The 21,699-nt window shown below is 58.0% G+C and carries 30 protein-coding genes; 24 read left to right on the top strand and 6 right to left on the bottom strand.

Going from position 1 to position 21,699, the window contains the following annotated elements:
• Positions 1 to 6: 6 nt before the first annotated feature.
• The 20 genes from rpsQ (at position 7) to cysK (ending at position 11,980) form a co-directional block, all read left to right on the top strand.
• Positions 7 to 273 carry a 30S ribosomal protein S17 gene (gene rpsQ, locus ACIQ1A_RS02930; protein WP_395769574.1) on the top strand — a complete coding sequence of 89 codons (267 nt, stop codon included), beginning with the start codon at positions 7 to 9 and terminating at the stop codon, positions 271 to 273.
• A gap of 14 nt (positions 274 to 287) precedes the next feature.
• Positions 288 to 656, top strand: a complete 369-nt coding sequence (gene rplN, locus ACIQ1A_RS02925) for a 50S ribosomal protein L14 (protein ID WP_188448695.1) — start codon at positions 288 to 290, stop codon at positions 654 to 656.
• 14 nt (positions 657 to 670) lie between these two features.
• Positions 671 to 985: a 50S ribosomal protein L24 gene (gene rplX / locus ACIQ1A_RS02920; RefSeq protein WP_395769573.1), complete on the top strand. Its 315-nt coding sequence runs from the start codon at positions 671 to 673 to the stop codon at positions 983 to 985.
• 11 nt (positions 986 to 996) lie between these two features.
• Positions 997 to 1,542, top strand: coding sequence for a 50S ribosomal protein L5 (gene rplE, locus ACIQ1A_RS02915; protein WP_395769572.1), 546 nt, complete (start codon positions 997 to 999; stop codon positions 1,540 to 1,542).
• A 12-nt stretch (positions 1,543 to 1,554) separates the two neighbouring features.
• Positions 1,555 to 1,860, top strand: coding sequence for a 30S ribosomal protein S14 (gene rpsN, locus ACIQ1A_RS02910; protein ID WP_395769571.1), 306 nt, complete (start codon positions 1,555 to 1,557; stop codon positions 1,858 to 1,860).
• A 53-nt stretch (positions 1,861 to 1,913) separates the two neighbouring features.
• Positions 1,914 to 2,309 (top strand): 30S ribosomal protein S8, encoded by a 396-nt coding sequence (rpsH, locus tag ACIQ1A_RS02905; RefSeq protein WP_297799312.1) that lies wholly within the window; start codon positions 1,914 to 1,916, stop codon positions 2,307 to 2,309.
• A 12-nt stretch (positions 2,310 to 2,321) separates the two neighbouring features.
• Positions 2,322 to 2,849, top strand: a complete 528-nt coding sequence (gene rplF / locus ACIQ1A_RS02900) for a 50S ribosomal protein L6 (RefSeq protein ID WP_395769570.1) — start codon at positions 2,322 to 2,324, stop codon at positions 2,847 to 2,849.
• Positions 2,850 to 2,881: 32 nt separating this feature from the next.
• Positions 2,882 to 3,235: a 50S ribosomal protein L18 gene (gene rplR / locus ACIQ1A_RS02895; RefSeq protein WP_297799316.1), complete on the top strand. Its 354-nt coding sequence runs from the start codon at positions 2,882 to 2,884 to the stop codon at positions 3,233 to 3,235.
• Between the two features lie 103 nt (positions 3,236 to 3,338).
• Positions 3,339 to 3,857, top strand: coding sequence for a 30S ribosomal protein S5 (rpsE, locus tag ACIQ1A_RS02890; protein WP_297799318.1), 519 nt, complete (start codon positions 3,339 to 3,341; stop codon positions 3,855 to 3,857).
• The gene (gene rpmD, locus ACIQ1A_RS02885) at positions 3,857 to 4,039 is read left to right on the top strand and encodes a 50S ribosomal protein L30 (RefSeq protein WP_297799320.1); all 183 of its coding nucleotides are present in this window, start codon (positions 3,857 to 3,859) and stop codon (positions 4,037 to 4,039) included. Before rpsE ends, rpmD begins: the two co-directional genes overlap by 1 nt.
• 20 nt (positions 4,040 to 4,059) lie before the next feature.
• Positions 4,060 to 4,497: a 50S ribosomal protein L15 gene (gene rplO / locus ACIQ1A_RS02880; protein ID WP_395769569.1), complete on the top strand. Its 438-nt coding sequence runs from the start codon at positions 4,060 to 4,062 to the stop codon at positions 4,495 to 4,497.
• A 31-nt stretch (positions 4,498 to 4,528) separates the two neighbouring features.
• Positions 4,529 to 5,872, top strand: coding sequence for a preprotein translocase subunit SecY (secY, locus tag ACIQ1A_RS02875; protein ID WP_395769671.1), 1,344 nt, complete (start codon positions 4,529 to 4,531; stop codon positions 5,870 to 5,872).
• A 196-nt stretch (positions 5,873 to 6,068) separates the two neighbouring features.
• Complete coding sequence (rpsM, locus tag ACIQ1A_RS02870; protein WP_395769568.1) at positions 6,069 to 6,425, top strand: 30S ribosomal protein S13; 357 nt, start codon at positions 6,069 to 6,071, stop codon at positions 6,423 to 6,425.
• A 12-nt stretch (positions 6,426 to 6,437) separates the two neighbouring features.
• On the top strand, positions 6,438 to 6,833 hold the full coding sequence (gene rpsK / locus ACIQ1A_RS02865; RefSeq protein ID WP_297799328.1) for a 30S ribosomal protein S11: 396 nt from the start codon (positions 6,438 to 6,440) through the stop codon (positions 6,831 to 6,833).
• Positions 6,834 to 6,853: 20 nt separating this feature from the next.
• On the top strand, positions 6,854 to 7,480 hold the full coding sequence (rpsD, locus tag ACIQ1A_RS02860) for a 30S ribosomal protein S4 (RefSeq protein ID WP_297799329.1): 627 nt from the start codon (positions 6,854 to 6,856) through the stop codon (positions 7,478 to 7,480).
• Between the two features lie 24 nt (positions 7,481 to 7,504).
• Positions 7,505 to 8,500, top strand: a complete 996-nt coding sequence (locus ACIQ1A_RS02855; protein ID WP_395769567.1) for a DNA-directed RNA polymerase subunit alpha — start codon at positions 7,505 to 7,507, stop codon at positions 8,498 to 8,500.
• A 49-nt stretch (positions 8,501 to 8,549) separates the two neighbouring features.
• Complete coding sequence (rplQ, locus tag ACIQ1A_RS02850) at positions 8,550 to 8,933, top strand: 50S ribosomal protein L17 (protein WP_297799332.1); 384 nt, start codon at positions 8,550 to 8,552, stop codon at positions 8,931 to 8,933.
• 117 nt (positions 8,934 to 9,050) lie between these two features.
• Positions 9,051 to 9,554 carry a disulfide bond formation protein B gene (locus ACIQ1A_RS02845; RefSeq protein WP_395769566.1) on the top strand — a complete coding sequence of 168 codons (504 nt, stop codon included), beginning with the start codon at positions 9,051 to 9,053 and terminating at the stop codon, positions 9,552 to 9,554.
• A gap of 8 nt (positions 9,555 to 9,562) precedes the next feature.
• Positions 9,563 to 10,912: a class II 3-deoxy-7-phosphoheptulonate synthase gene (locus tag ACIQ1A_RS02840; RefSeq protein WP_395769565.1), complete on the top strand. Its 1,350-nt coding sequence runs from the start codon at positions 9,563 to 9,565 to the stop codon at positions 10,910 to 10,912.
• A gap of 114 nt (positions 10,913 to 11,026) precedes the next feature.
• On the top strand, positions 11,027 to 11,980 hold the full coding sequence (gene cysK / locus ACIQ1A_RS02835; RefSeq protein ID WP_395769564.1) for a cysteine synthase A: 954 nt from the start codon (positions 11,027 to 11,029) through the stop codon (positions 11,978 to 11,980).
• Positions 11,981 to 11,989: 9 nt separating this feature from the next.
• On the opposite strand, the gene ACIQ1A_RS02830 is transcribed toward cysK, so the two are convergent.
• From ACIQ1A_RS02830 to typA, 3 genes are all read right to left on the bottom strand, one after another.
• The gene (locus tag ACIQ1A_RS02830; RefSeq protein ID WP_395769563.1) at positions 11,990 to 12,487 is read right to left on the bottom strand and encodes a TlpA family protein disulfide reductase; all 498 of its coding nucleotides are present in this window, start codon (positions 12,485 to 12,487) and stop codon (positions 11,990 to 11,992) included.
• 95 nt (positions 12,488 to 12,582) lie between these two features.
• Positions 12,583 to 13,356, bottom strand: coding sequence for a sulfite exporter TauE/SafE family protein (locus ACIQ1A_RS02825; RefSeq protein ID WP_395769562.1), 774 nt, complete (start codon positions 13,354 to 13,356; stop codon positions 12,583 to 12,585).
• Between the two features lie 62 nt (positions 13,357 to 13,418).
• Positions 13,419 to 15,245 (bottom strand): translational GTPase TypA, encoded by a 1,827-nt coding sequence (gene typA, locus ACIQ1A_RS02820; protein ID WP_395769561.1) that lies wholly within the window; start codon positions 15,243 to 15,245, stop codon positions 13,419 to 13,421.
• A gap of 127 nt (positions 15,246 to 15,372) precedes the next feature.
• Between typA and ACIQ1A_RS02815 the strand changes: the two genes are divergently transcribed.
• Positions 15,373 to 15,879, top strand: a complete 507-nt coding sequence (locus ACIQ1A_RS02815) for a peptidylprolyl isomerase (RefSeq protein WP_395769560.1) — start codon at positions 15,373 to 15,375, stop codon at positions 15,877 to 15,879.
• A gap of 58 nt (positions 15,880 to 15,937) precedes the next feature.
• Here ACIQ1A_RS02815 and ACIQ1A_RS02810 read toward each other — a convergent pair whose 3' ends face one another.
• Genes ACIQ1A_RS02810 through ACIQ1A_RS02800 form a run of 3 tightly spaced genes read right to left on the bottom strand, consistent with a single transcriptional unit; the run spans position 15,938 to position 18,449 of the window.
• Positions 15,938 to 16,537 carry a hypothetical protein gene (locus ACIQ1A_RS02810; RefSeq protein ID WP_395769559.1) on the bottom strand — a complete coding sequence of 200 codons (600 nt, stop codon included), beginning with the start codon at positions 16,535 to 16,537 and terminating at the stop codon, positions 15,938 to 15,940.
• Positions 16,534 to 17,697: a M48 family metalloprotease gene (locus ACIQ1A_RS02805; RefSeq protein WP_395769558.1), complete on the bottom strand. Its 1,164-nt coding sequence runs from the start codon at positions 17,695 to 17,697 to the stop codon at positions 16,534 to 16,536. Before ACIQ1A_RS02805 ends, ACIQ1A_RS02810 begins: the two co-directional genes overlap by 4 nt.
• Positions 17,694 to 18,449 (bottom strand): hypothetical protein, encoded by a 756-nt coding sequence (locus ACIQ1A_RS02800; protein ID WP_395769557.1) that lies wholly within the window; start codon positions 18,447 to 18,449, stop codon positions 17,694 to 17,696. Before ACIQ1A_RS02800 ends, ACIQ1A_RS02805 begins: the two co-directional genes overlap by 4 nt.
• A gap of 119 nt (positions 18,450 to 18,568) precedes the next feature.
• On the opposite strand from ACIQ1A_RS02800, the gene ACIQ1A_RS02795 reads away from it, so the two are divergent.
• The 3 genes from ACIQ1A_RS02795 to prpB are packed head-to-tail and all read left to right on the top strand — an operon-like array spanning position 18,569 to position 21,690.
• Positions 18,569 to 19,768 carry an aminotransferase class I/II-fold pyridoxal phosphate-dependent enzyme gene (locus ACIQ1A_RS02795; protein ID WP_395769556.1) on the top strand — a complete coding sequence of 400 codons (1,200 nt, stop codon included), beginning with the start codon at positions 18,569 to 18,571 and terminating at the stop codon, positions 19,766 to 19,768.
• Positions 19,769 to 19,784: 16 nt separating this feature from the next.
• Positions 19,785 to 20,768 carry a malate dehydrogenase gene (locus tag ACIQ1A_RS02790; RefSeq protein ID WP_395769555.1) on the top strand — a complete coding sequence of 328 codons (984 nt, stop codon included), beginning with the start codon at positions 19,785 to 19,787 and terminating at the stop codon, positions 20,766 to 20,768.
• Positions 20,769 to 20,814: 46 nt separating this feature from the next.
• Positions 20,815 to 21,690 (top strand): methylisocitrate lyase, encoded by an 876-nt coding sequence (prpB, locus tag ACIQ1A_RS02785; protein WP_395769554.1) that lies wholly within the window; start codon positions 20,815 to 20,817, stop codon positions 21,688 to 21,690.
• Positions 21,691 to 21,699 lie beyond the last annotated feature (9 nt).

The raw sequence follows: 21,699 nt of genomic DNA, 5'->3' as shown, positions 1-21,699 counted from the left end.
TTTACCATGACCGAGAAGACTAAGCAGTTGCGCACCGTCGAAGGACGTGTTGTCAGCAACAAAATGAATAAAACGGTAACGGTGCTCGTTGAACGCCAGGTCAAGCATGCCCTCTACGGCAAGTACCTGCGCCGCTCGACCAAGCTGCATGCCCACGACGAAACCAATGCCTGCAATGAAGGCGATCTGGTGCGCGTGGCCGAGTGCCGTCCTATGTCCAAAACCAAGAACTGGCAGGTGGTCGAAGTGATCACCCGCGCAGTCGCCGAATAACGAGGAGACCGAGTATGATCCAGGTACAAAGCTACCTCGAAGCCGCCGACAATTCCGGCGCCAAGGAAATGATGTGCATCAAGGTGCTCGGCGGTTCCAAGCGCCGTTATGCCCATATCGGTGACATCATCAAAGTGACCGTGAAGGATGCCATTCCGCGCGGCAAGGTCAAGAAAGGCGAAGTGTACGACGCCGTCGTGGTTCGCACCCGTTCGGGTGTGCGTCGTGGCGACGGTTCGCTGATCCGCTTTGACGGCAACGCCGCCGTGCTGCTGAACAACAAGCAGGAACCGATCGGTACCCGCATCTTCGGGCCAGTAACCCGCGAGCTGCGCACCGAGAAGTTCATGAAGATTGTTTCGCTGGCCCCTGAAGTGCTCTGAGCGAAGGAAGAACTATGAACCGTATCCGTAAAGGCGACCAGGTGATTGTAATCGCCGGTTCCGACAAAGGCAAAAAAGGTGAAGTTGTGCGTATCGCCGGCGAAAAAGTCGTCGTGCAGAACATCAACATCATCAAACGCCATACCAAAGCCAACCCGCAGACCGGCCAGGCCGGCGGCATCATCGAGCGCGAGGCTCCCATTCACGTGTCCAACGTCATGCTGCTGAACCCGGTTTCGGGCAAGGGCGAGAAAGTTGGTTTTAAAGTGCTCGAGGATGGACGCAAACTGCGTGTGTTCCGCTCGAGCGGTGAGGCGATTGACGCCTGAGGAATGATGACATGAGCAATACCCGTTTGGAAAAAATCTACAAAGACGTCGTTGTGCCGAAAATGATTGAAAAGTTCGGTTACAAGAACGTGATGGAAGTGCCGCGCCTGAGCAAAATCACCCTGAACATGGGTGTCGGTGAAGCTGTCGGCAACAAGAAAATCCTGGAAAACGCCGTGGCCGACATGGCCAAGATCTCCGGTCAGAAGCCGATTGTCACCAACGCCCGCGTTTCGGTGGCCAGCTTCAAGATCCGTGACGGCTGGCCGATCGGCTGCAAGGTCACCCTGCGCCGCGACAAGATGTTCGAATTCCTGGATCGTTTCATCAATATCTCGTTGCCGCGTGTGCGCGACTTCCGTGGTGTCAATGGCCGCTCTTTCGATGGCCGTGGCAACTACAACATGGGCATCAAGGAACAGATCATCTTCCCGGAAATCGACTTCGACGCCGTCGACGCGATGCGCGGCATGGATATCGCCGTGACCACCACCGCCAAAACCAACGAAGAAGCCAAGGCATTGCTCGAAGCCTTCGGTTTTCCCTTCCGTAACTGATCCGAGGCACATATGGCTAAGACGTCAATGGTAAACCGCGATATCAAGCGGAAGAAACTGGTCCAGAAGTACGCCGGCAAGCGCGCCGATCTGAAGAAGATCATCGCCAGCACCACCGCTTCGTACGAAGAAAAAGAAGCAGCCGTCACCAAACTGCAGAAGCTGCCGCGCGATTCCTCGCCGGCACGCGTCCGCAACCGCTGCGAAATCACCGGCCGCTCACGCGGCGTGTACAGCAAGTTCGGTCTCGGCCGTAACAAACTGCGCGAAGCCACCATGCGTGGCGACGTTCCCGGCCTGCGCAAGGCCAGCTGGTAATCGCAATCGAAAGATCGCGGATATCGATGCTTTAATCAACAAGGATATTTCCAATGAGCATGACTGATCCAATCGCCGACATGCTGGTGCGCATCAAGAACGCACTTGCCGTCGGTAAACCCCAGGTCTCGATGCCGGCTTCGAAAATGAAGCTCGCCATCGCCGACGTGCTGAAAGCCGAAGGCTATATCGGCGACTTCCGTGTCATCGGTGAAAAAGCCGCCGCGAAACTCGAAATCGCCCTGAAATACTACGAAGGCCGTCCGGTCATCGAGCGTCTGGAACGCGTTTCCCGCTCAGGCCTGCGCCAGTACCGTGGCAAAGACGGCATCCCGAGCGTGCTCGGCGGTCTCGGCGTTGCCATCATTTCCACATCGAAAGGTCTGATGACCGATCGCCAGGCCCGCTCTGCGGGTGTCGGCGGCGAAGTCATCTGCCTCGTGGCCTAAGGAGAACGCACCATGTCACGCGTCGCCAAAAAGCCAATCGCGCTCACCAAGGGCGTTGAACTGAAGTCCGTCGATGGCAACATCGAAGTCAAGGGTCCGAAAGGCACCCTGAACATCGCCAAGCCGTCCAATGTTGACGTTGCCGTCGATAACGGCCAGATCCTGCTGACCCCCGCCAACGATGAAAGCATCGCCCTGACCGGTACCCTGCGCGCCATTCTGGCCAACATGGTCACCGGCGTCTCGGAAGGCTTCACCCGCAAACTGGAACTGGTCGGCGTGGGTTACCGCGCCGCCGTCGAAGGCAGCAATCTGAACCTGAGCCTGGGCTTCTCGCATCCGGTCGTGTTCACCGCGCCTGCCGGCATCACTATCACCACGCCGACGCAGACCGAAATCCTGATTTCGGGCGCCGACAAGCAGTTGATCGGTGAAGTTGCAGCCAAGATCCGCGCTTACCGTAAACCCGAGCCGTACAAAGGCAAAGGCATCCGTTACGCCGGCGAGAAAATCATTATGAAGGAAGCTAAGAAAGCCTAATTAAGGTTTTCGGCATCCTCGAGGTCCCTACCATGAAAAAGAATATTGCCCGTCTCCGCCGCGCCAAAACCACCCGTTCGCATATCCGTGATCTGGGTGTGGCACGTCTGTCGGTTCTGCGTTCCGGTCAGCACATTTACGCCCAGGTGTTCACTGCCGACGGCTCGAAAGTTCTGGCTTCCGCTTCGACCGTCCAGGCCGACGTCAAAAACGGTCTTGCCAACTGCAAGAACGTCGATGCCGCCGCCAAGGTCGGCCGCGCCATTGCCGAGAAAGCCCGTGCCGCCGGTATCGAACGCGTCGCCTTCGACCGTTCCGGTTACCGCTACCACGGCCGCATCAAGGCTCTGGCCGAAGCAGCCCGTGAAGGCGGTCTGCAGTTCTAAGATTTACCCGAAGCAGTGCCCGGCGGAAACTTCGGTTTCCGCCCAGTTTCATACAACCATAAGCGGCCAAGCCGTACAATTTTTAAACTGATTAGGAGCTCACATGAGCAGCAACGAACGCGAACGTAACCGCAATGCGGAAAGCGAAGACGGCTTCATCGAGAAGCTGGTCGCCGTAAACCGTGTATCCAAAACCGTCAAAGGCGGCCGTCAATTCACCTTTACCGCCCTGACCGTGGTCGGCGACGGTTCCGGAAAAATCGGCTTCGGCTACGGCAAAGCCCGCGAAGTCCCGGTTGCCATCCAGAAGTCGATGGACCAAGCCCGCAAGACCATGATCAGCGTTGATCTGAATGAAGGTACCCTGTGGCATCCGGTCAAGTCCGGCCACGGTGCAGCCCGCGTCTACATGCAGCCGGCCTCCGAAGGTACCGGCGTGATCGCCGGCGGTGCCATGCGCGCCGTATTCGAAGCGGTCGGTGTCAAGAACGTGTTGGCCAAGGCCATCGGTTCGCGCAACCCGATCAATCTGGTTCGTGCGACCGTCAAAGGTCTGACGGTCATGCAGTCGCCGTCGCGCATTGCCGCCAAACGCGGCAAGAAAGTTGAGGAGATCGTCTAATGTCCGAGAAAACCGTCAAGGTCCGCCTGGTCAAAGGCCTGCGTGGCTGCCAACAGCGCCATCGCCTGTCCGTCAAGGCCCTGGGCCTGAATAAAATCAACGATGTCCGTGAATTGAAGGATTCCCCTTCGGTGCGCGGCCTGATCAATCAGCTGCACTACCTGGTTCGCGTTGAATCGTAATCGGGCTTAGGAGAAATCATATGCAATTAAATACCCTGTCTCCCGCACCCGGCGCCCGTAAAGAGCGCGTCCGTGTCGGTCGCGGTATCGGTTCGGGTCTCGGCAAGACTGCCGGTCGCGGCCATAAAGGCTCGTTCGCCCGTACCGGTAAAGGCAAGATCAAGCCGGGCTTTGAAGGCGGCCAGATGCCGCTCAAAAAGCGCCTGCCGAAAGTCGGTTTCCGCTCCAAGCTGAAAAACGACACCGCTGAAGTGCTGCTGTATCAGCTGGAGAAGCTGGATATCGCCGAAATCGATTTTGCCGCTCTGCGCGCTGCCAAGCTGGTTCCGGCCAAGGCTAAGCAGGCCAAGATCGTCAAGAAAGGTGAAATCACCAAGAAGTTCGTGCTGAAGGGAGTTCTGGTCACCGCAGGTGCCAAAGCTGCCATTGAAGCCGCCGGCGGTTCGGTAACGGAGTAATCCCTTGTCACAAGCAAGTTCAGCGTCATCCATGTTCGGCCAGCTCGGTAAATTCACCGAGCTCCGCCAGCGCCTCATGTTCGTGGTTTTGGCCCTGATTGTATTCCGTATCGGCAGCTATATTCCGGTACCGGGCGTCAATCCGGAAGTCATGCTGCAGCTCATGGAGAGTCAGAAAGGCACCATCGTGGACATGTTCAACATGTTCTCCGGCGGCGCCCTGCATCGCTTCAGCCTGTTGGCGCTGAACGTGGTTCCTTACATCTCCTCGTCCATCATCGTCCAGCTGATGGGGCAGATGTATGAACCCTGGAAGGCGCTGAAGAAGGAAGGGGAGGCCGGTCGACGTAAGCTGACCCAGTATTCCCGTCTCGGTGCCATTCCCTTGGCCATTTTCCAGAGCTTCGGTATTGTCAGCTGGCTACAGGCACAGCCGGGCGCAGTATATGATCCCGGCGTCGGATTCATGGTCACTGCGGTTGTTTCATTGACTGCCGGCACCATGTTCCTGATGTGGCTGGGTGAGCAGATTACCGAACGTGGTATCGGTAACGGCGTCTCGCTGATCATCTTCGCGGGTATCGTGGCAGGTCTGCCTTCAGCCATGATTGGCACCTTACAGCAGGTTTCCAGCGGCGACATCAGCGTGTTCGCGATTTTCGTGATTATCGCTTTGGTGCTTGGCGTCACTTATTTCGTGGTGTTCATGGAGCGCGGCCAACGCCGTATTACCGTGAATTACGCCCGGCGTCAGGGTGGCCGTCAGGCTTACATGAATCAGAGCTCGCATCTCCCGCTGAAACTGAACATGTCCGGCGTCATTCCGGCCATCTTCGCCTCCAGCCTGATTCTGTTCCCGGCGACCATATCGACCTGGATGAGTACGGATGCGGCCCAGGCCGAAGGCTGGCGTGGCATGCTATTCCGCGGACTGCAGTCAGTTTCGCAGGCTTTGGCGCCCAATGAGCCGCTGCATATGCTATTATACGGCGCTCTGATTCTCGGTTTCGCCTTCTTCTATACCGCCCTGGTGTTCAATTCCCAGGAAACCGCGGATAACCTGAAGAAGTCCGGCGCTCTGATTCCGGGCATCCGTCCAGGAAAGGCTACGGCCGATTACATTGACGGTGTGCTCACACGTTTGACCATGATCGGCGGCCTGTATCTGGTGCTGGTCTGTTTGACCCCGGAGCTGATGCGCGCCGGGTTTAACGTCCCGTTCGCTTTCGGAGGTACGTCGCTTCTCATCGTGGTGGTTGTGGTGATGGATTTCACGGCGCAGGTTCAGGCGCACTTGGTTTCCCATCAGTACGAAGGCCTGATGAAGAAGGCCAATTTGAAGAGCGGCTCGCGCGGCAGCTTCGCGCGCGGGTAAGCCCATGGATGCCCTGCGCTGGAGTAGCGCGGGGCGGTTGGTCGAAAGGCCAGCCACCACGGTCTTGTCGCTGGAGCATAGGCACACTCCCTATGCCAGGTTCAGGCGGTATTAACCGCCGGGACTTTTAATTAACCCGAAGCCCTGTTATAATTTTCGATTCCCCTCGCGGTGAATCTTTTACGGAGAACGCCTGATGGCGCGCATAGCTGGTGTCAATTTGCCTGCTCAGAAGCATGTCTGGGTTGGCCTGCAAAGCATTTATGGTATTGGTCGCACCCGTTCCAAATCGGTCTGCGAGTCGGCGGGCGTCAGTCCCTCCACCAAGATCCGGGACCTGTCCGAGCCGGAAGTTGAAAAACTCCGTCTGGAAGTGGCCAAATTCACGGTCGAAGGCGACTTGCGTCGCGAAGTCGGCATTTCGATTAAACGTCTGATGGACCTCGGTTGCTACCGTGGCCTGCGTCACCGTCGCGGTCTGCCGCTGCGTGGCCAGCGCACGCGTACCAACGCCCGTACCCGCAAGGGTCCGCGTAAAGCCATCAAGAAGTAAGGAAGTACGCACATGAGCAAAGCTGCAGCTGCCACCAAAGCGAAGAAGAAGATCAAGCGCGTCGTCACCGACGGCGTCGCCCACGTCCACGCTTCCTTCAACAACACGATCATCACGATCACCGACCGTCAGGGCAATGCTCTGAGCTGGGCCACCTCCGGTGGTGCCGGTTTCCGCGGTTCGCGCAAATCCACTCCTTTCGCGGCTCAGGTCGCCTCGGAAAAGGCCGGCAAAACCGCCTTGGATTACGGCGTGAAAACCCTGGAAGTCCGCATCAAAGGTCCGGGTCCGGGCCGTGAATCCGCCGTCCGCGCATTGAATGCATGCGGATACAAAATCATGAACATCATCGACGTGACCCCAATCCCGCACAACGGGTGCCGTCCGCCTAAAAAGCGCCGCGTCTAAGGGAAGGAGAACAATAAGTCATGGCTCGTTATATTGGTCCTAAATGTAAACTGTCACGTCGCGAAGGCGCAGACCTCAGTCTGAAAAGCCCGGCACGTGCCCTCGATTCGAAGTGCAAACTCGAACAGAAACCCGGTCAGCACGGCGCCGCCAAGAAAGGCAAGCTGTCGGATTACGCGACCCAGTTGCGTGAAAAGCAGAAGGTCAAGCGTATCTATGGTTTGCTGGAGCGTCAGTTCCGCGGTTACTACGCGAAAGCTGCCCGCCGCAAAGGCAACACCGGTGAGATGCTGCTGCAGATCCTGGAAACCCGTCTCGACAACGTGGTTTACCGTATGGGCTTCGCAGTCACCCGTCCGGCTGCCCGTCAGCTGGTGTCGCACAAGGCCATCCTGGTCAACGGCAAGAGCGTCAACCTGCCGTCTTATCAGGTCAAGGCTGGCGACAGCATCGAACTGACCGAACGCGCGAAAAAGCACTTGAATGTGCAGGAAGCGCTGAACCTTGCCCAGCAGATGGACCTCGTCCCGAGCTGGTGTGAAGTGGACAGCAACAAATTCTCCGGCGTGTTCAAAGCGATTCCGGACCGCGCGGATCTGCCTTCGGACATCAATGAAGCGCTGATCGTCGAACTGTACTCGAAGTAATATTCTTCAGGAGTGTCATCACCCATGACGGTAACTGCCCACCAAGTGCTGCGTCCGCGCGGCCCAGTCATTGAACGTAGTAGTGCCCACCGCGCGAAAGTTGTGATCGAGCCGTTGGAACGCGGCTACGGCCACACCCTCGGCAATGCGCTTCGCCGCGTCCTGCTGTCCTCGATTCCCGGCTTCGCCATCACTGAAGTCGAAATCGACGGAGTGTTGCACGAATACAGCACCATTGAAGGCTTGCAGGAAGATGTGCTCGAAGTCCTGCTCAACCTGAAAGATGTCGCCCTGCGCCTTAACGGCGTCGATCACACCACCCTGGCCCTCAGCAAATCGGGCGCGGGTGAAGTGACTGCCGGTGACATCAAGGCTGACCATACGGTCGAAATCCTGAATCCGGAGCACGTGATCTGCACGCTGACCAAGGATGCCTCGATCAGCATGCGTCTCAAGGTCGAGCGTGGCTTCGGCTACCAGCCGGCTTCGGCACGCCGCCGCCCGGATGATGAAACCCGCACCATCGGACGCCTCGTCCTCGATGCCAGCTTCTCGCCGGTCCGTCGCGTGGCCTACGAAGTGGTTGCCGCCCGTGTCGAGCAGCGCACCGATCTGGACAAACTGGTTCTCGATATCGAAACCAACGGTACCATCGATGCCGAAGACGCCATCCGCACCGCGGCCGACATCCTGACCGACCAACTGTCGGTGTTCGGTGACTTCACCAAGCGTGCCGATCAGGACAAGAAACCGGCAGGTCCGGGCGTTGATCCTGTTCTGCTGCGTCCGATCGATGATCTGGAACTGACCGTCCGCTCCGCCAACTGCCTGAAAGCCGAAAATATCTATTACATCGGTGATCTGGTCCAGCGCACGGAAGTCGAACTGTTGAAGGCCCCGAACTTGGGCAAGAAATCCCTCACCGAGATCAAGGATGTGCTGGCCCAGCGTGGCTTCACCCTCGGTCAGAAGCTGGAAAACTGGCCGCCGGCCAGCCACCAGCTGGGAATGTTGGGTTAATTAAACACAGCGCGGACATCTATCCGCGCTCCGATTAGGAATCACGACCATGCGTCACCAAAAATCCGGCCGTAAATTCAGCCGCACCAGTGCCCACCGCGAAGCGATGTTCGTCAACATGGCGGCTTCCCTGTTCAAGCACGAACTGATCCGTACCACCTTGCCGAAAGCCAAGGAACTCCGCCGCGTGGCTGAGCCGCTAATCACCATCGGTAAAATCGATGGCGTTGCCAATCGTCGTCTTGCTATGTCGCGTCTGCGTGATAAAGAAGCCGTCGGCAAGCTGTTCGTTGAACTCGGCCCGCGTTACAAGGAACGTCCGGGTGGCTATCTGCGCATCATGAAATGCGGTTTCCGTCCCGGCGACAATGCTCCGATGGCGTACGTCGAGCTGGTCGACCGTCCGCAGGCTTCGGCCGCAGCCGCTGAATAAGCGTTAACTGTGTCCAAAAAAGCCCCGGTTTCCGGGGCTTTTTTTTGCAAAAGTCTTTGCCAATTGCGGGTAAAAACGGTAGTGTTAATGGAGAAATCCGCTGAAATGAAGTCCCTGATGAATCCCCTGAGCTGGTCTTTCCGTACCTACTACTTCCTTGGCGCCATTGGTTGTTTCGGTGCCATCGCTTATGCTTTGTACGTGCAGTATCACATGCTGATGCAACCGTGCCCGTTGTGTATCCTGCAGCGGGTCGCTTTCATTGCCGCAGGTGTGTTTTTCCTCATCGGCGCCTTGCACAATCCGAAATCACGCGCTTGGCGGCGCATCCACGCCAGCTTGGTCTCGCTGAGCGCACTGGGCGGTCTGTTGATTGCCGGCCGTCATGTCGCCATCCAGCTTGCTCCTTCGGATCCGCGCGCCTTCTGCGGCGGCATGGATTTGGGTTACATCATTGATGCCATGCCCTTGCGTGATGCGCTGACAACCGTATTCAAGGGCTCCGGCGAGTGCGCCAAAATCGACTGGTCATTCCTTGGATTCAGCATGCCGATGTGGACGCTCGTTCTGTACATCGGTGTCATTGCTCTTGCCGTCTATCCCGCCATCCGTAAATCCTGAGAACTGAAATGCCGAATAATAACGCCTGGCAACCGGCCAGCTGGCGGAATTTCACCGCGTTGCAGCAACCGAACTATCCTGATGCCTCAGCATTGGAAACGGTACAGGCGGAACTGTCGTTGTTGCCGCCACTGGTGACGTCCTCTGAAATCCTCGCGCTCAAACAGCGCATCGCGGATGCCCAAGAAGGGCGCAGTTTCCTGCTTCAAGGCGGTGATTGCGCGGAAAGCTTCGCCGATTGCGAGTCCGGACTCATTTCGAACCGCCTGAAGGTTCTGCTGCAGATGAGTCTGGTATTGGTACATGGACTGCGCAAACCGGTGGTGCGTGTCGGGCGTTTCGCCGGGCAATACGCCAAGCCGCGCTCCGCTGACCTGGAAACCAAAGACGGCATTACCCTGCCCAGTTACCGGGGTGATTTCATCAACGGTCCCGAGTTCACCGAATCGGCCCGTGTATCTGATCCGCGCCGGATGGTCAAAGGCCATGCGCGTTCGGCCATGACCATGAATTTCGTGCGCGCATTGATCGATGGCGGTTTTGCCGATTTGCATCATCCGGAGTACTGGAATCTGGGTTGGGTATCGCAGTCGCCGCAGGCGGACCAGTACAACAAACTCGTGCAGTCGGTCGGCGATGCCATCCGTTTCATGGAAACCATTTCCGGCGAGCCGGCGCACAACGTCAACCGCACCGATTTCTACACCTCGCATGAAGCACTGTTGCTGCCCTACGAGGAAGCCTTGACCCGTCGTGTGCCGCGCCAGGATGGTTGGTTCAACTTGTCTACCCATTTCCCTTGGATCGGCATGCGCACCGCGCAGCTCGACGGCGCCCATGTCGCCTATTTCCGTGGCATCGCCAATCCGATCGGCATCAAGATTTCAGCGGGTGTCACCGACGCGCAGATCGCAGGCTTGTGCGAAACACTCAACCCGGACAATGAACCGGGCCGACTGACCTTGATCCACCGACTCGGTGCCGATAATGTCGACAAGGAGCTTCCGCGCCTGATCCGTGCCGTGAAATCCGCCGGCGCACGCGTGCTTTGGGTCTGCGATCCGATGCACGGCAATACCGAATCCACTTCCAATGGGTACAAAACCCGCCGATTCGACAATATCAAGGCCGAGCTTGAACGCAGTTTCGATGTACATGCTGCCGTAGGATCGCATTTGGGCGGCGTACATCTGGAGCTGACCGGTGAGAACGTGACGGAATGTCTCGGAGGCGCGCGTGATTTACTTGAGGTCGATCTTGAAAGGGCGTATATGTCCTCTGTCGATCCGCGCCTGAATTACGAACAGTCGCTTGAGATCGCCATGTCGATCGTTCATAAGCAAGGCAGCTTGCGCTAGAAAGAAACGCCTGGGCATATAAACAAGTGCTTATAGACGGCGCGGTGATTTGTAATTTACACCAGCCCTGAATGGGGATAGATTCATCACTCTCCCTCCTTGAAGGTCGCCGCCATGATTCATGACTCCATCCTCGATACCATCGGACGTACGCCCGTTGTCCGTCTTGAGCGCATCGCGCCGCGGCATGTCAGGATGCTGGCCAAAGTCGAATTCTTCAATCCCGGAGGTTCGGTCAAGGACCGTCTGGCTTACGCCATCGTCATCGATGCCGAAAAGGGCGGAACCCTGAAACCGGGGCAGACGGTCGTCGAAGCGACTTCCGGCAATACCGGTGTCGCTTTGGCCATGGTCTGCGCCGCCCGCGGTTATCCGTTCGTAGCGGTGATGAGCGAAACTTTTTCGATGGAGCGACGTAAACTCATCCGTGCCTATGGCGGCAAGGTCATTCTTACGCCTGCCACCGAACGTGGTAGCGGCATGGTGCGTCGTGCCCAGGAGCTTGCCGATAAACACGGCTGGTTTCTTGCCCGTCAATTCGAGAATCCCGCCAATCCGGCCTACCATCGCAATACCACGGCGGCCGAGATCCTGCGCGATTTCGCCGGTGAGCGTCTGGATTATTTCGTCAGTGGCTGGGGTACGGGCGGCACGCTCACAGGCGTCGGTGAAGTGCTGAAAGTGGCCCGACCTGAAGTGCGCATCGTCACCACCGAACCAGCTGGCGCGCAGCTGTTGGCCGGCAACGAATGGCAACCGCACAAAATCCAAGGGTGGACGCCAGACTTCGTCCCGGCTGTGCTCAACCGCGCCGTACCCGATGACAACATCCCGGTGGATGACATTACCGCGCGCGACACGGCCCGCCGTCTGGCAGCCGAAGAGGGCTTGTTCGTGGGGATTTCAGCTGGGGCGACTTTTGCGGCGGCCTTGAAGGTCGCTGAATCGGCACCCGAAGGCGCTGTCATCTTGGCGATGTTGCCCGATACCGGCGAGCGTTATCTGAGCACCTTCCTGTTCGAAGGCGTCAACGAAGGCTCGGATGACGAGTGGCTGGCCAGTCTCTAAAGAAGTGCATTACTTTGCCCGCAGAGTGGCTTCGACCAACTTGATGGCCTTCTTTAGATCCTCGTCGTTCTTGACCTGGGTCTGCGCGGCGATTTTTCCATCGCGGCCGATGATCCAGACATTCGGCATGTAATCGTCACCGAAGGCCTCCATGGCTTTGCCTGTTTTATCCACTGCAGACACCATCGACAGCTCCTTGAGCTCGGCGGTGATTTTGTTGACAGATTTCGCTTCGTCCTTCACCGCGATGGAAACCACCTGAAGATTGGCCAGACCAAGCTGCTCCTGCATGTATTCCATGGCGGGCAGACTCTTGAAGCAGTAATCGCACCAGGTGGCCCAGAAGTGCACTACGGTAATCTTGCCGGCATAATCCTGCAGGATGACTTCCTCGCCACTTTTGGCGTTCTTGCCAAGGCGGAAGGGGGCAGGGTCACCGACCGAAAGTTTGGCCTCGCAAATTCCGGACAGCATCAGTATCAAGGGGAAAATGAGCAAACGCATCATGGGCAATCCAGGGGCTGAAAGGGATGCACTAATTTATGCAGTCTGAAGGCCGGCACACAAGCCCCTGCATACGTAGTCAGTCCGCAAACGATCACTCAGGCCATGGTCAGTTGCCAGACCTGACGGGCAATGAGAGCCAGTACAATGACAAGGAAGACGGCCCGAACGAAAGCCTGGCCTTTGCGGATGGCCAAGTGGCTGCCGATATAGCTTCCCAGCATATTGCCGATTATCAATGGCAGCGCCAGAACCCAAAGCACGAATCCACTCAGCAACAGCACGGTCCAGGAGCTGATATCGGCCGAGACATTGGCCGCTTTGGATACCGCCGAGGATTTGAGGAAGTCGAGTCCGAGAAAGCTGACGAAGGCGAATACCATGATGGTGCCGGTGCCCGGCCCGATCAGGCCATTGTAAAAACCGGTGCTTGCTCCGATGGCAATGGCGGCGATGCTTTCATGTTTTGGGTGGAAGCGTCGATCTTCTTTCATGCCAAGATCCTTTTTCAGTGCCGTATATATCGCCAGCACCACGCAAAGAATCAAAACAGTCCATTTCAGGACTTCCGGATCGATGCGTTTGGCAAATTGCACGCCAATGGCGGACGCAGTCATGGCGGCGACACAGGCCGGCAGGATGATGCGGCGCTCGACATGGATTTTTCGCAGATAATTCCAGGCCGCGACCGAAGTCCCCATGATCGAGCTGGTGCGCTGGGTACCGATGGCCTGCAGGATACTCAACCCCGGATGCAGATTGAGCATGGCCGGCGTCAGTACCAGCCCGCCACCACCGACGATGCTGTCAATCAGGCCGGCGGCAAAGCCGGCGAGGGCGGTCAATAGCCAGAGCGTGGTATCGATTTCCATGGAGTCTCCGGCAAATCCGAATTACAGCATAAACAAAAACCCCGCTTGCGCGGGGTTTTCAATCAGCTACGGCTGGCGCGCTTGCGCTCGTTTTCGGTCAGATGCTTCTTGCGCAGACGGATTTCCTTGGGAGTCACTTCCACCAGTTCGTCGTCTTCAATGAAGTCCAGGGCCTGTTCGAGCGTGTATTTGATGGCCGGGCTGAGTTTGATGGCATCGTCTTTACCGGATGCGCGCATGTTGGTCAGTGGCTTGGCCTTGATGGCGTTGACGGTGAGGTCGTTGTCCTTGGAGTGAATGCCGATCAGCTGGCCTTCGTAAACATTATCGCCTTCAGCGGCGAACAGCTTGCCGCGATCCTGCAATGGACCAAGCGAATAAGCCGGAGTGGCACCCGGGGCATTGGCAATCATCACGCCATTGGTGCGTTTGGCAATGGCACCCTGTTCTTTCGGACCGTAGTGGTCGAATACATGGAATAACAGGCCCGAACCTTGGGTCAGGGTACGGAACTCGTTCTGGAAGCCGATCAGGCCCCGCGCCGGAATCATGTAGTCGAGACGTGCGCGGCCTTTGCCGTCGGACTCCATGTTCTTGAGCTGGGCCTTACGGATACCGAGTTTCTCCATGACGCCACCTTGGTGGACTTCTTCGATATCGACCACCAGCTGTTCGATTGGCTCCATGAGTTGGCCGTCGACTTCCTTGATGATGACTTCCGGGCGCGACACGGCAAGTTCGAAGCCTTCGCGGCGCATGGTTTCGATGAGCACGGACAGATGCAGTTCGCCGCGGCCGGACACCAGGAATTTATCCGGATCCGAGCCTTCCTCGACCTTCAGTGCGACGTTATGCAGGGTTTCGCGCTCGAGGCGCTCGCGGATCTGACGGCTGGTGATGAATTTGCCGCCGCTGTGGTCTTTGCTGCCGGCGAACGGGGAGTTGTTGACCTGGAAAGTCATCGAGATGGTCGGCTCGTCGACGGTCAGGGCCGGCAAGGCTTCCGGAGTTTCCAGGGCGCAGATGGTGTCGGAAATGCTCAAGTCGGCGACACCGGAAATGGCGACGATATCACCGGCTTCGGCATCAGCTACTTCAACGCGTTCCAGGCCGAGGAAGCCGAGCACCTGCAGCACCTTGCCCTGACGCTTCTTGCCTTGGCGGTCGACCACGCTGACCGACATGTTGGTGCGGACCTTGCCGCGCTGGATGCGGCCGACGCCGATCAGGCCGACGAAGTTGTTGTAATCAAGCTGGCTGACGCGCATCTGGAACGGACCGTCCAGATCGACTTTCGGAGCGGGAACATGCTTCATGATCGCTTCGTAAAGCGGGGTCATGTCGCCATCGCGGGCCGAATCGTCCAGGCTGGCATAGCCGTGCAGTGCCGAGGCATAAACAATCGGGAAGTCGAGCTGCTCGTTGGTGGCGCCGAGCTTGTCGAACAGGTCGAACACTTGATCGATGACCCAGTCCGGACGCGCGCCCGGTCGGTCGATCTTGTTGATGACCACGATCGGGTTGAAGCCCATCGCGAATGCCTTCTGGGTCACGAAGCGGGTCTGCGGCATCGGGCCGTCCATGGCGTCGACCAGAATAAGTACCGAATCGACCATCGACAGCACGCGCTCGACCTCTCCGCCGAAGTCGGCGTGGCCGGGGGTGTCGACGATATTGATGCGGTTGCCGTTCCAGTTGATCGCGGTGTTCTTCGACAGGATGGTGATGCCGCGTTCTTTTTCCTGATCGTTGCTGTCCATCATCCGCTCGGTGGTGATCGTACGTTCGCTGAAGGTGCCCGACTGCTTCAGCAGGCAATCGACGAGAGTGGTCTTGCCGTGATCGACGTGGGCGACGATGGCGATATTGCGGAGGTTTTCAATGGACATAGGGAAGGGCTGCCTGGAGTCGGCATATACGGTAAGTAAGTAAGCCGATTATTATACCCTGTTAGGGCATGTTAAGGCGATTTATGGCATCCTATTCAACCCTTATTCATTGATTCCGGAGTGTGCCATGTCCGATTTAACCGCCGTTCTGACCACCGACCAAGGCACCATTCGCCTGAAGCTGTTCGCCGACATCGCGCCGCTGACCGTGGCCAATTTTGTCAACCTGATCCAGCGCGGCTATTACAACGGCCTGAAATTCCATCGGGTGATTCCGGATTTCATGATTCAAGGCGGTTGCCCGAATGGCGTCGGCAATGGCGGTCCTGGCTACCGTTTCGAAGATGAATGCAGCCCGAAAGCGCGCCATGGCAAAGCCGGCATGCTGTCGATGGCCAATGCCGGTCCTGGCACCAATGGCAGCCAGTTCTTCATTACCCACACCGCGACCGATTGGCTGGACGGCAAGCACACCGTTTTCGGTGAAGTGGTTTCCGATGCCGATCAAGCGGTAGTCGATGCCATCCGTCAGGGCGATGTCATCCAGGCCGCGGTCATTGAAGGTGATGCTTCCGTGCTTCTGGCTTCGCAGGCCGAGCGCATCAGCCAGTGGAACGCCATTCTGAACGGCTGAGGCCGCGCCAGAGTAAGACGGTTTGAAATGAATCGGGCGCTTCGGCGCCCGGTTCCGTTTATGGGTTTGCCGGAATGAAACCGATGGAATCAATCAGCCGATTGACGGCTTGCATATCGCGCCCATAATAATATTCTTCTGGAGCTTTCCAATACAGCACGGTTAAGCGGCCATTGCGCTCGAAAGCGCCGACACTTGCCTTGTAACGCAGTCCTTCCGGACTGGTCTGCTGGACATCGAAGCGTACCCCCGGTGTGCCGGAGAATCCATGTGGTCTGAAGTTGCTGCTCTCGACATCGGCCCAGCCCTGCTCACGAATGGCATCCAGAATGACATCACGCAGTTCATCCGGTCGCATGCCGCTACGGTACCAAGGGCCGTCCGGCCTGGATTTTCGTTCCTTGGCCAGATGGAACACATGTTCGCCCGGTTTGGTGTCCGGCAGCAGGATGAGACTGTTGAGTCCCGGGCCATCGATGGTCCACAGTTCCTGTCGCGGCATTTTTATGCGTGACCAGTTAAGATCGCTGGTAATGACCATGCCGTAAACTTCCGCCGTCGATCCCGCTTTCTGCAGACTGCCGCCGCTGCTGGCGCAGGCGCTGAGTAAAGCGGCCGCAATGGCAAGAAAAAAAAGTCGTACGCAGTTCACGCTCATGGTTTGGTCTCCAGTCGGACGATGTCCTGTTCAATGAACAGGCGGTCGCCGGCTTCCGGTTTCTTGGCAAGATAGGATTTCAAGGCGAAAAGTGCTTCGTCGCGCTTTCTGCTGCGTTCCATGGCAAAGCCGTATTCACGCCAGACCTCGGCCGGTGCATTGGCATTACTGACAGCGCGCGTGTAGAGAATATCGGCTTGTTCGAGATCGCCGGGCTTTTTGCGGCGACGCAGCGCCTCGCCTTGGTAGAAATCATAGATGCCTTCCAGTTCCGGCCGCGCACCGGCGCGCAGGTCGCGGATGACCTGGATACTGGTGTCATACATGCGGCGGCTCAATTCGGCTTCCAGCCAGTTCTGCAAATAGGGCTCGGTGGCGACATCGAAGGCCTGTTGGTTTGTCTTGAAAGTGCCTTTATAGCCTGCCGCTGCCGCCGCCATGTCCTCCAGGCGTTCTGAGGTTTTCGGATGGCTTGCGAAAACCGGACTGTGCTTGGCGCGGACATTGGCTTTTTCCTCATTCTGCATGCGCTGCCAGATGCGAACGCCGGCCTGCGGGTCATAGCCGAGTTCACTGACGATTTCGAAGCCGATATCATCGGCTTCGCGTTCCTTATCGCGTGAGAACTGCATCATATTGGCCAGGCCCGCCATCTGGGCGATGCCGCCGGCCAAGCCTGCGCCGCCGACCCAGGTCAGCACGCCGAAGGTGGCGAGAAAGGCCGTGGTGTCCTTGGCTTTGTCCCAGCTCTGCAGGCTGTGGCGCTGGCGGTAATGGGCGAATTCATGGCCGAGCACCAGAGCGAGCTCGGCTTCATCCTGCATGCGCAGCAGCGCTCCGGAAAATACCAGAACCACGCCGTTCGGCGCCATGGAGGCGTTGAATACCGGCACGTCGATGATGTAGAGGCGCAGGTCTTTGCAGTAATCCGCGGTGACCTCGCAGAGCACTTCCTGCACATAGCCGTTGAGTGCGGGGTCGGTGACGCGAAGCGGCGAGTCCCGGATTTGCTTCTCGGCCTGGTCCATGCCGTACCAGAGCTCGGCTTCAGTGCTGCCGGGCTGCGGTTTTTCGCCCGGTTTCAGTGCAGGCGCATCGACTGCTTGCACCGTTGGAACGAGCGCCAAAAATGCGCAGAGCACGGCGCCGGCGAGTCTCATAGGGGTAAGTCCTTCAGTAGTTGCTTGACTGCTGCACGCGCGCCCTCGGCATCGCGCAGATCACCGCTCTGTTTGACCATCAGGTTGTGCCAAACGATCTGTCCGGTGCGCAGATCGACCACGCTGGCCACGCCAACCTGCATTCCGCCGCCGATATCGACATAGGCGCCCATGGCGGCACCGGCAATCAGGGCAAAGGTGCGCAAAGCGGTGCGTCCGGAGCTGGCATAACTGTCGCGGACATAGGTGAACAGGGCATAATCGGCGCCGGTCGCTGTTCGGATTTCCTGTACGCCTTGACCCAACTGCCAGTCATGCAGGGGTTTTCCGGTCAGCGGGTCTTTTTTGGTAGCCAGCACGCTGCCAGCGGCTGAATACTGGGCGATGCTCATCGACACTTCCTGATTAAGTCGCAACATCTGACCGAGCCGCGATCCGGGCAGCGTGTCATCGGGAACATCGTAAATGCTGACTGCGGGGCCGTTTTCATGCGCCAACAGCTGTTTGACCACCACCGGGTAGTTCGTCCGCGCCGCCGCGGTCCATTCCCGACGGGGCTCCTGAAGGCCGCCGGCACTGACTTCGGTCAATTCGATGTCGGGTTCGATGATGACCAGACTGCCATGGATCTTGATCGGTTCGCCGTTTGGGCCTGTTGCAGTTCTGGCATTTCCGGCGGCAATACTGATGCTGCTGCAAAGCATGCCGAAGAGGAGTGCTGCAATCCTTGCCGTACTGTGGCGAATCAACATGTTATTCCCCGTGGTGGCCGGACCGGAAGGCGCCGGATGGCGGCAGCCGGACCATGCGCGGCTTGTCGTCATGATATGATATGTCACCGATTTTCCACAACAAATTCCGGAACCGCATCATGCCTGCACTCGCCCAGCGCATCGGCCGCGCCAAACCCTCCGCCATCATGGCGGTCGCTGAAAAGGCCAAAGCCCTGAAGGCATCAGGCCGCGACATCATCAGCTTTTCCATCGGCGTCCCGAACTTCCTGCCCGGTCCGCATATTTACGCGGCGGCGGCCGAAGCACTCGCCAAGGATTCCGGTCAATACGGATCCAACCGGGGTGCGGATGTTCTGCTGGATGCCTTCCTGGGACATATCGAGTGCGCCGGACTCACTGGCTATGCCCGCGCAAATATCGCGACCGGCATCGGCGCCAAGCACATTCTCTACAACTTGGCCGAAGCCTTGCTGGATGAAGGCGATACCATCGCCTTCGCGGTGCCGTACTGGACCACCTACCAGGACATCGCCGATATCCTGAATGCGAAAACTCTGCATCTGAAATGCCCGGCCAGCCAGAATTACAAGATCACGCCGGAACAGCTGGATGCGGCTTTGCAGCAGAAGCCCAAAGTTTTTTTGTTCAACAACCCGAACAATCCGACCGGCATGGTTTACAACAAAGCCGAAATCGCGGCGCTGGCCGAGGTGTTGGTCAAGTATCCCGACACCTGGATCATCGCCGACGACATTTATCACCGCATGGTGTTTGACGGTCTGGGTTACCACAACTTCATCCAGTTCCGTCCCGAGCTGCGCGAACGCGTGATCTTCGTTGATTCGCTGTCCAAGACCTATGGCATGCCCGGCTGGCGCGTCGGTTTCATTGCCGGACCGGAAAGCGTTGCCAAGGCCATCACCACCCTGAATTCGAACCACATCACCAATATTCCGGAAGTGGTCACCGCCGCTGCCGTGGCTGCCTTGACCGGCCCGCAGGATGTGCCGACCGAGAAGAACGCCGAATTCCAGCGCAAGCGCGACATGGTGATGGATGCCATGAATTCGATTCCGGGTCTGGTCTGTCCGCGGCCGCAGGGTGCGTTCTACGTATTCCCCGATATTTCCAGCGCCTTCGGAAAATCGCATGACGGCAAAGTTATCGGCAACGATGTCGATTTCTGCAACGCGCTGCTGGATGCCAAAGGCGTGGCCTGCGTTCCCGGTTCCGCCTTCGGCGAACCGAAGTCCTTGCGTATTTCCTATACCTGCCCGAGCGCACAGTTGCCGGAAGGCCTGAAACGCTTCGTTGAATTTTTCACTGAATTGACCTAATCCCGGAGAGAACCCCATGAAAGCCCCCATCCGTGTTGCTGTGACCGGCGCTGCCGGCCAAATCGGTTATTCCCTGCTGTTCCGCATCGCCTCCGGCGAAATGCTGGGCAAGGACCAGCCGGTCATCCTGCAGATGCTCGAATTGCCGATGGAAAAAGCCCAAGCCGCGCTCAAGGGCGTGATGATGGAACTGGAAGACTGCGCGTTCCCGTTGCTGGCCGGCATGGTCGGTACCGATGATCCGATGGTCGCATTCAAAGATGTCGACGTCGCTTTGCTGGTCGGCGCCCGTCCGCGCGGACCGGGCATGGAGCGCAAGGACCTGCTGCTGGAAAACGCCAAGATCTTCACTGTGCAGGGCAAGGCCCTGAATGCCGTCGCTTCGCGCAACGTCAAGGTGCTGGTGGTCGGCAATCCGGCCAACACCAACGCTTACATCGCGATGAAGTCGGCGCCGGACCTGCCGGCAAAGAACTTTACCGCCATGCTGCGTCTTGATCATAACCGCGCGCTCAGCCAGCTGGCGGGCAAAGCCGGTGTTGCGGTCGGTGACATCGAGAAGATGGTGGTCTGGGGCAATCACAGCCCGACCATGTATCCGGACTATCGCTTCGCTACCGCTGGCGGTGTTTCCCTGAAAGACAAGATCAACGATGCCGACTGGAATGCCAATACCTTCATCCCGCAGGTCGGTAAACGCGGTGCCGCCATCATCGAAGCACGCGGTCTGTCGTCGGCGGCCTCTGCCGCCAATGCTGCCATCGATCACATCCGTGACTGGGTGCTTGGCACCAACGGCAAGTGGGTCACCATGGGCGTTCCGTCCGATGGCAGCTACGGTATTCCCGAGGGTGTCATGTACGGCGTGCCGGTGACCTGCGCCAACGGTGAATACAGCCGCATCGAAGGCCTACCGGTCGATGCCTTCAGCCGCGCCGCGATGGACAAAACCCTGGCCGAGCTGGAAGAGGAACGCGCCGGCGTTGCCAATCTGCTGTAATTCCGAAAGGCGGCTTCGGCCGCCTTTCACACTTTAGGGGCATTCAATGCAAACACCCGGCCAATCATTCCGTCTTGCAGTCGCCGAAGAATCACCCTTGCAGGTGATGGGCGCCATCACCGCCTATGCCGGCCTGATGGCCAAACGCACGGGTTACAAGGCCCTGTATCTTTCCGGCGGCGGCGTTGCCGCCAACTCGCTCGGTATTCCAGATCTGGGCATCAGCACCATGGAAGACGTGCTCACCGATGCCCGTCGCATCGTCGACGCTACCGGCATGCCGTTGCTGGTCGATATCGACACCGGCTGGGGCGGGGCATTCAATATCGCCCGCACCATCCGCAGTTTCGAGCGCATCGGTGTGGCTGCCGTGCACATGGAAGACCAGGTCGGCCAGAAGCGTTGTGGTCATCGGCCCGGCAAGGAAGTGGTCAGCCTGCAGGAAATGACCGACCGCGTCAAAGCCGCCGTCGACGCTCGTATCGATTCGGGCTTCGTACTGATGGCGCGTACCGACGCCGCCGCCGTTGAAGGTCTGGATGCCGCCATAGAACGTGCTGTGGCTTATGTCGAGGCCGGGGCCGACATGATTTTCCCGGAAGCGATGAGCTCGCTTGAGGATTACCGCAAATTCAAAGCGGCGGTGAAGGTACCGATTCTGGCCAACCTGACCGAATTCGGCTCGACGCCGTTCTACACCACCGATGAACTGCGCGATGCCGGCGTGGACATCGCCCTGTATTGTTGCGGCGCCTATCGCGCCATGAACAAGGCCGCGCTGAATTTCTACGAAACCGTCCGCCGCGACGGCACCCAGAAAAACATCATCGATACCTTGCAGACCCGCGCCGAACTGTATGATTTCCTGAATTACCACAGCTATGAAGACAAACTAGACACGTTATTCGCCGACAAGAAATAAGGAATGCCC

Source organism: Arenimonas sp. (assembly GCF_044353605.1).
GTDB lineage: Bacteria > Pseudomonadota > Gammaproteobacteria > Xanthomonadales > Xanthomonadaceae > Arenimonas.
This window is presented reverse-complemented; position numbering and strand designations above follow the sequence as displayed.

Bases quoted from the DNA above. Each gene is read 5' to 3' on its own strand.
- rpsQ (WP_395769574.1), top strand. From the start codon at position 7: ATGACCGAGAAGACTAAGCAGTTGCGCACCGTCGAAGGACGTGTTGTC.
- rplN (WP_188448695.1), top strand. From the start codon at position 288: ATGATCCAGGTACAAAGCTACCTCGAAGCCGCCGACAATTCCGGCGCC.
- rplX (WP_395769573.1), top strand. From the start codon at position 671: ATGAACCGTATCCGTAAAGGCGACCAGGTGATTGTAATCGCCGGTTCC.
- rplE (WP_395769572.1), top strand. From the start codon at position 997: ATGAGCAATACCCGTTTGGAAAAAATCTACAAAGACGTCGTTGTGCCG.
- rpsN (WP_395769571.1), top strand. From the start codon at position 1,555: ATGGCTAAGACGTCAATGGTAAACCGCGATATCAAGCGGAAGAAACTG.
- rpsH (WP_297799312.1), top strand. From the start codon at position 1,914: ATGAGCATGACTGATCCAATCGCCGACATGCTGGTGCGCATCAAGAAC.
- rplF (WP_395769570.1), top strand. From the start codon at position 2,322: ATGTCACGCGTCGCCAAAAAGCCAATCGCGCTCACCAAGGGCGTTGAA.
- rplR (WP_297799316.1), top strand. From the start codon at position 2,882: ATGAAAAAGAATATTGCCCGTCTCCGCCGCGCCAAAACCACCCGTTCG.
- rpsE (WP_297799318.1), top strand. From the start codon at position 3,339: ATGAGCAGCAACGAACGCGAACGTAACCGCAATGCGGAAAGCGAAGAC.
- rpmD (WP_297799320.1), top strand. From the start codon at position 3,857: ATGTCCGAGAAAACCGTCAAGGTCCGCCTGGTCAAAGGCCTGCGTGGC.
- rplO (WP_395769569.1), top strand. From the start codon at position 4,060: ATGCAATTAAATACCCTGTCTCCCGCACCCGGCGCCCGTAAAGAGCGC.
- secY (WP_395769671.1), top strand. From the start codon at position 4,529: ATGTTCGGCCAGCTCGGTAAATTCACCGAGCTCCGCCAGCGCCTCATG.
- rpsM (WP_395769568.1), top strand. From the start codon at position 6,069: ATGGCGCGCATAGCTGGTGTCAATTTGCCTGCTCAGAAGCATGTCTGG.
- rpsK (WP_297799328.1), top strand. From the start codon at position 6,438: ATGAGCAAAGCTGCAGCTGCCACCAAAGCGAAGAAGAAGATCAAGCGC.
- rpsD (WP_297799329.1), top strand. From the start codon at position 6,854: ATGGCTCGTTATATTGGTCCTAAATGTAAACTGTCACGTCGCGAAGGC.
- ACIQ1A_RS02855 (WP_395769567.1), top strand. From the start codon at position 7,505: ATGACGGTAACTGCCCACCAAGTGCTGCGTCCGCGCGGCCCAGTCATT.
- rplQ (WP_297799332.1), top strand. From the start codon at position 8,550: ATGCGTCACCAAAAATCCGGCCGTAAATTCAGCCGCACCAGTGCCCAC.
- ACIQ1A_RS02845 (WP_395769566.1), top strand. From the start codon at position 9,051: ATGAATCCCCTGAGCTGGTCTTTCCGTACCTACTACTTCCTTGGCGCC.
- ACIQ1A_RS02840 (WP_395769565.1), top strand. From the start codon at position 9,563: ATGCCGAATAATAACGCCTGGCAACCGGCCAGCTGGCGGAATTTCACC.
- cysK (WP_395769564.1), top strand. From the start codon at position 11,027: ATGATTCATGACTCCATCCTCGATACCATCGGACGTACGCCCGTTGTC.
- ACIQ1A_RS02830 (WP_395769563.1), bottom strand. From the start codon at position 12,487: ATGATGCGTTTGCTCATTTTCCCCTTGATACTGATGCTGTCCGGAATT.
- ACIQ1A_RS02825 (WP_395769562.1), bottom strand. From the start codon at position 13,356: ATGGAAATCGATACCACGCTCTGGCTATTGACCGCCCTCGCCGGCTTT.
- typA (WP_395769561.1), bottom strand. From the start codon at position 15,245: ATGTCCATTGAAAACCTCCGCAATATCGCCATCGTCGCCCACGTCGAT.
- ACIQ1A_RS02815 (WP_395769560.1), top strand. From the start codon at position 15,373: ATGTCCGATTTAACCGCCGTTCTGACCACCGACCAAGGCACCATTCGC.
- ACIQ1A_RS02810 (WP_395769559.1), bottom strand. From the start codon at position 16,537: ATGAGCGTGAACTGCGTACGACTTTTTTTTCTTGCCATTGCGGCCGCT.
- ACIQ1A_RS02805 (WP_395769558.1), bottom strand. From the start codon at position 17,697: ATGAGACTCGCCGGCGCCGTGCTCTGCGCATTTTTGGCGCTCGTTCCA.
- ACIQ1A_RS02800 (WP_395769557.1), bottom strand. From the start codon at position 18,449: ATGTTGATTCGCCACAGTACGGCAAGGATTGCAGCACTCCTCTTCGGC.
- ACIQ1A_RS02795 (WP_395769556.1), top strand. From the start codon at position 18,569: ATGCCTGCACTCGCCCAGCGCATCGGCCGCGCCAAACCCTCCGCCATC.
- ACIQ1A_RS02790 (WP_395769555.1), top strand. From the start codon at position 19,785: ATGAAAGCCCCCATCCGTGTTGCTGTGACCGGCGCTGCCGGCCAAATC.
- prpB (WP_395769554.1), top strand. From the start codon at position 20,815: ATGCAAACACCCGGCCAATCATTCCGTCTTGCAGTCGCCGAAGAATCA.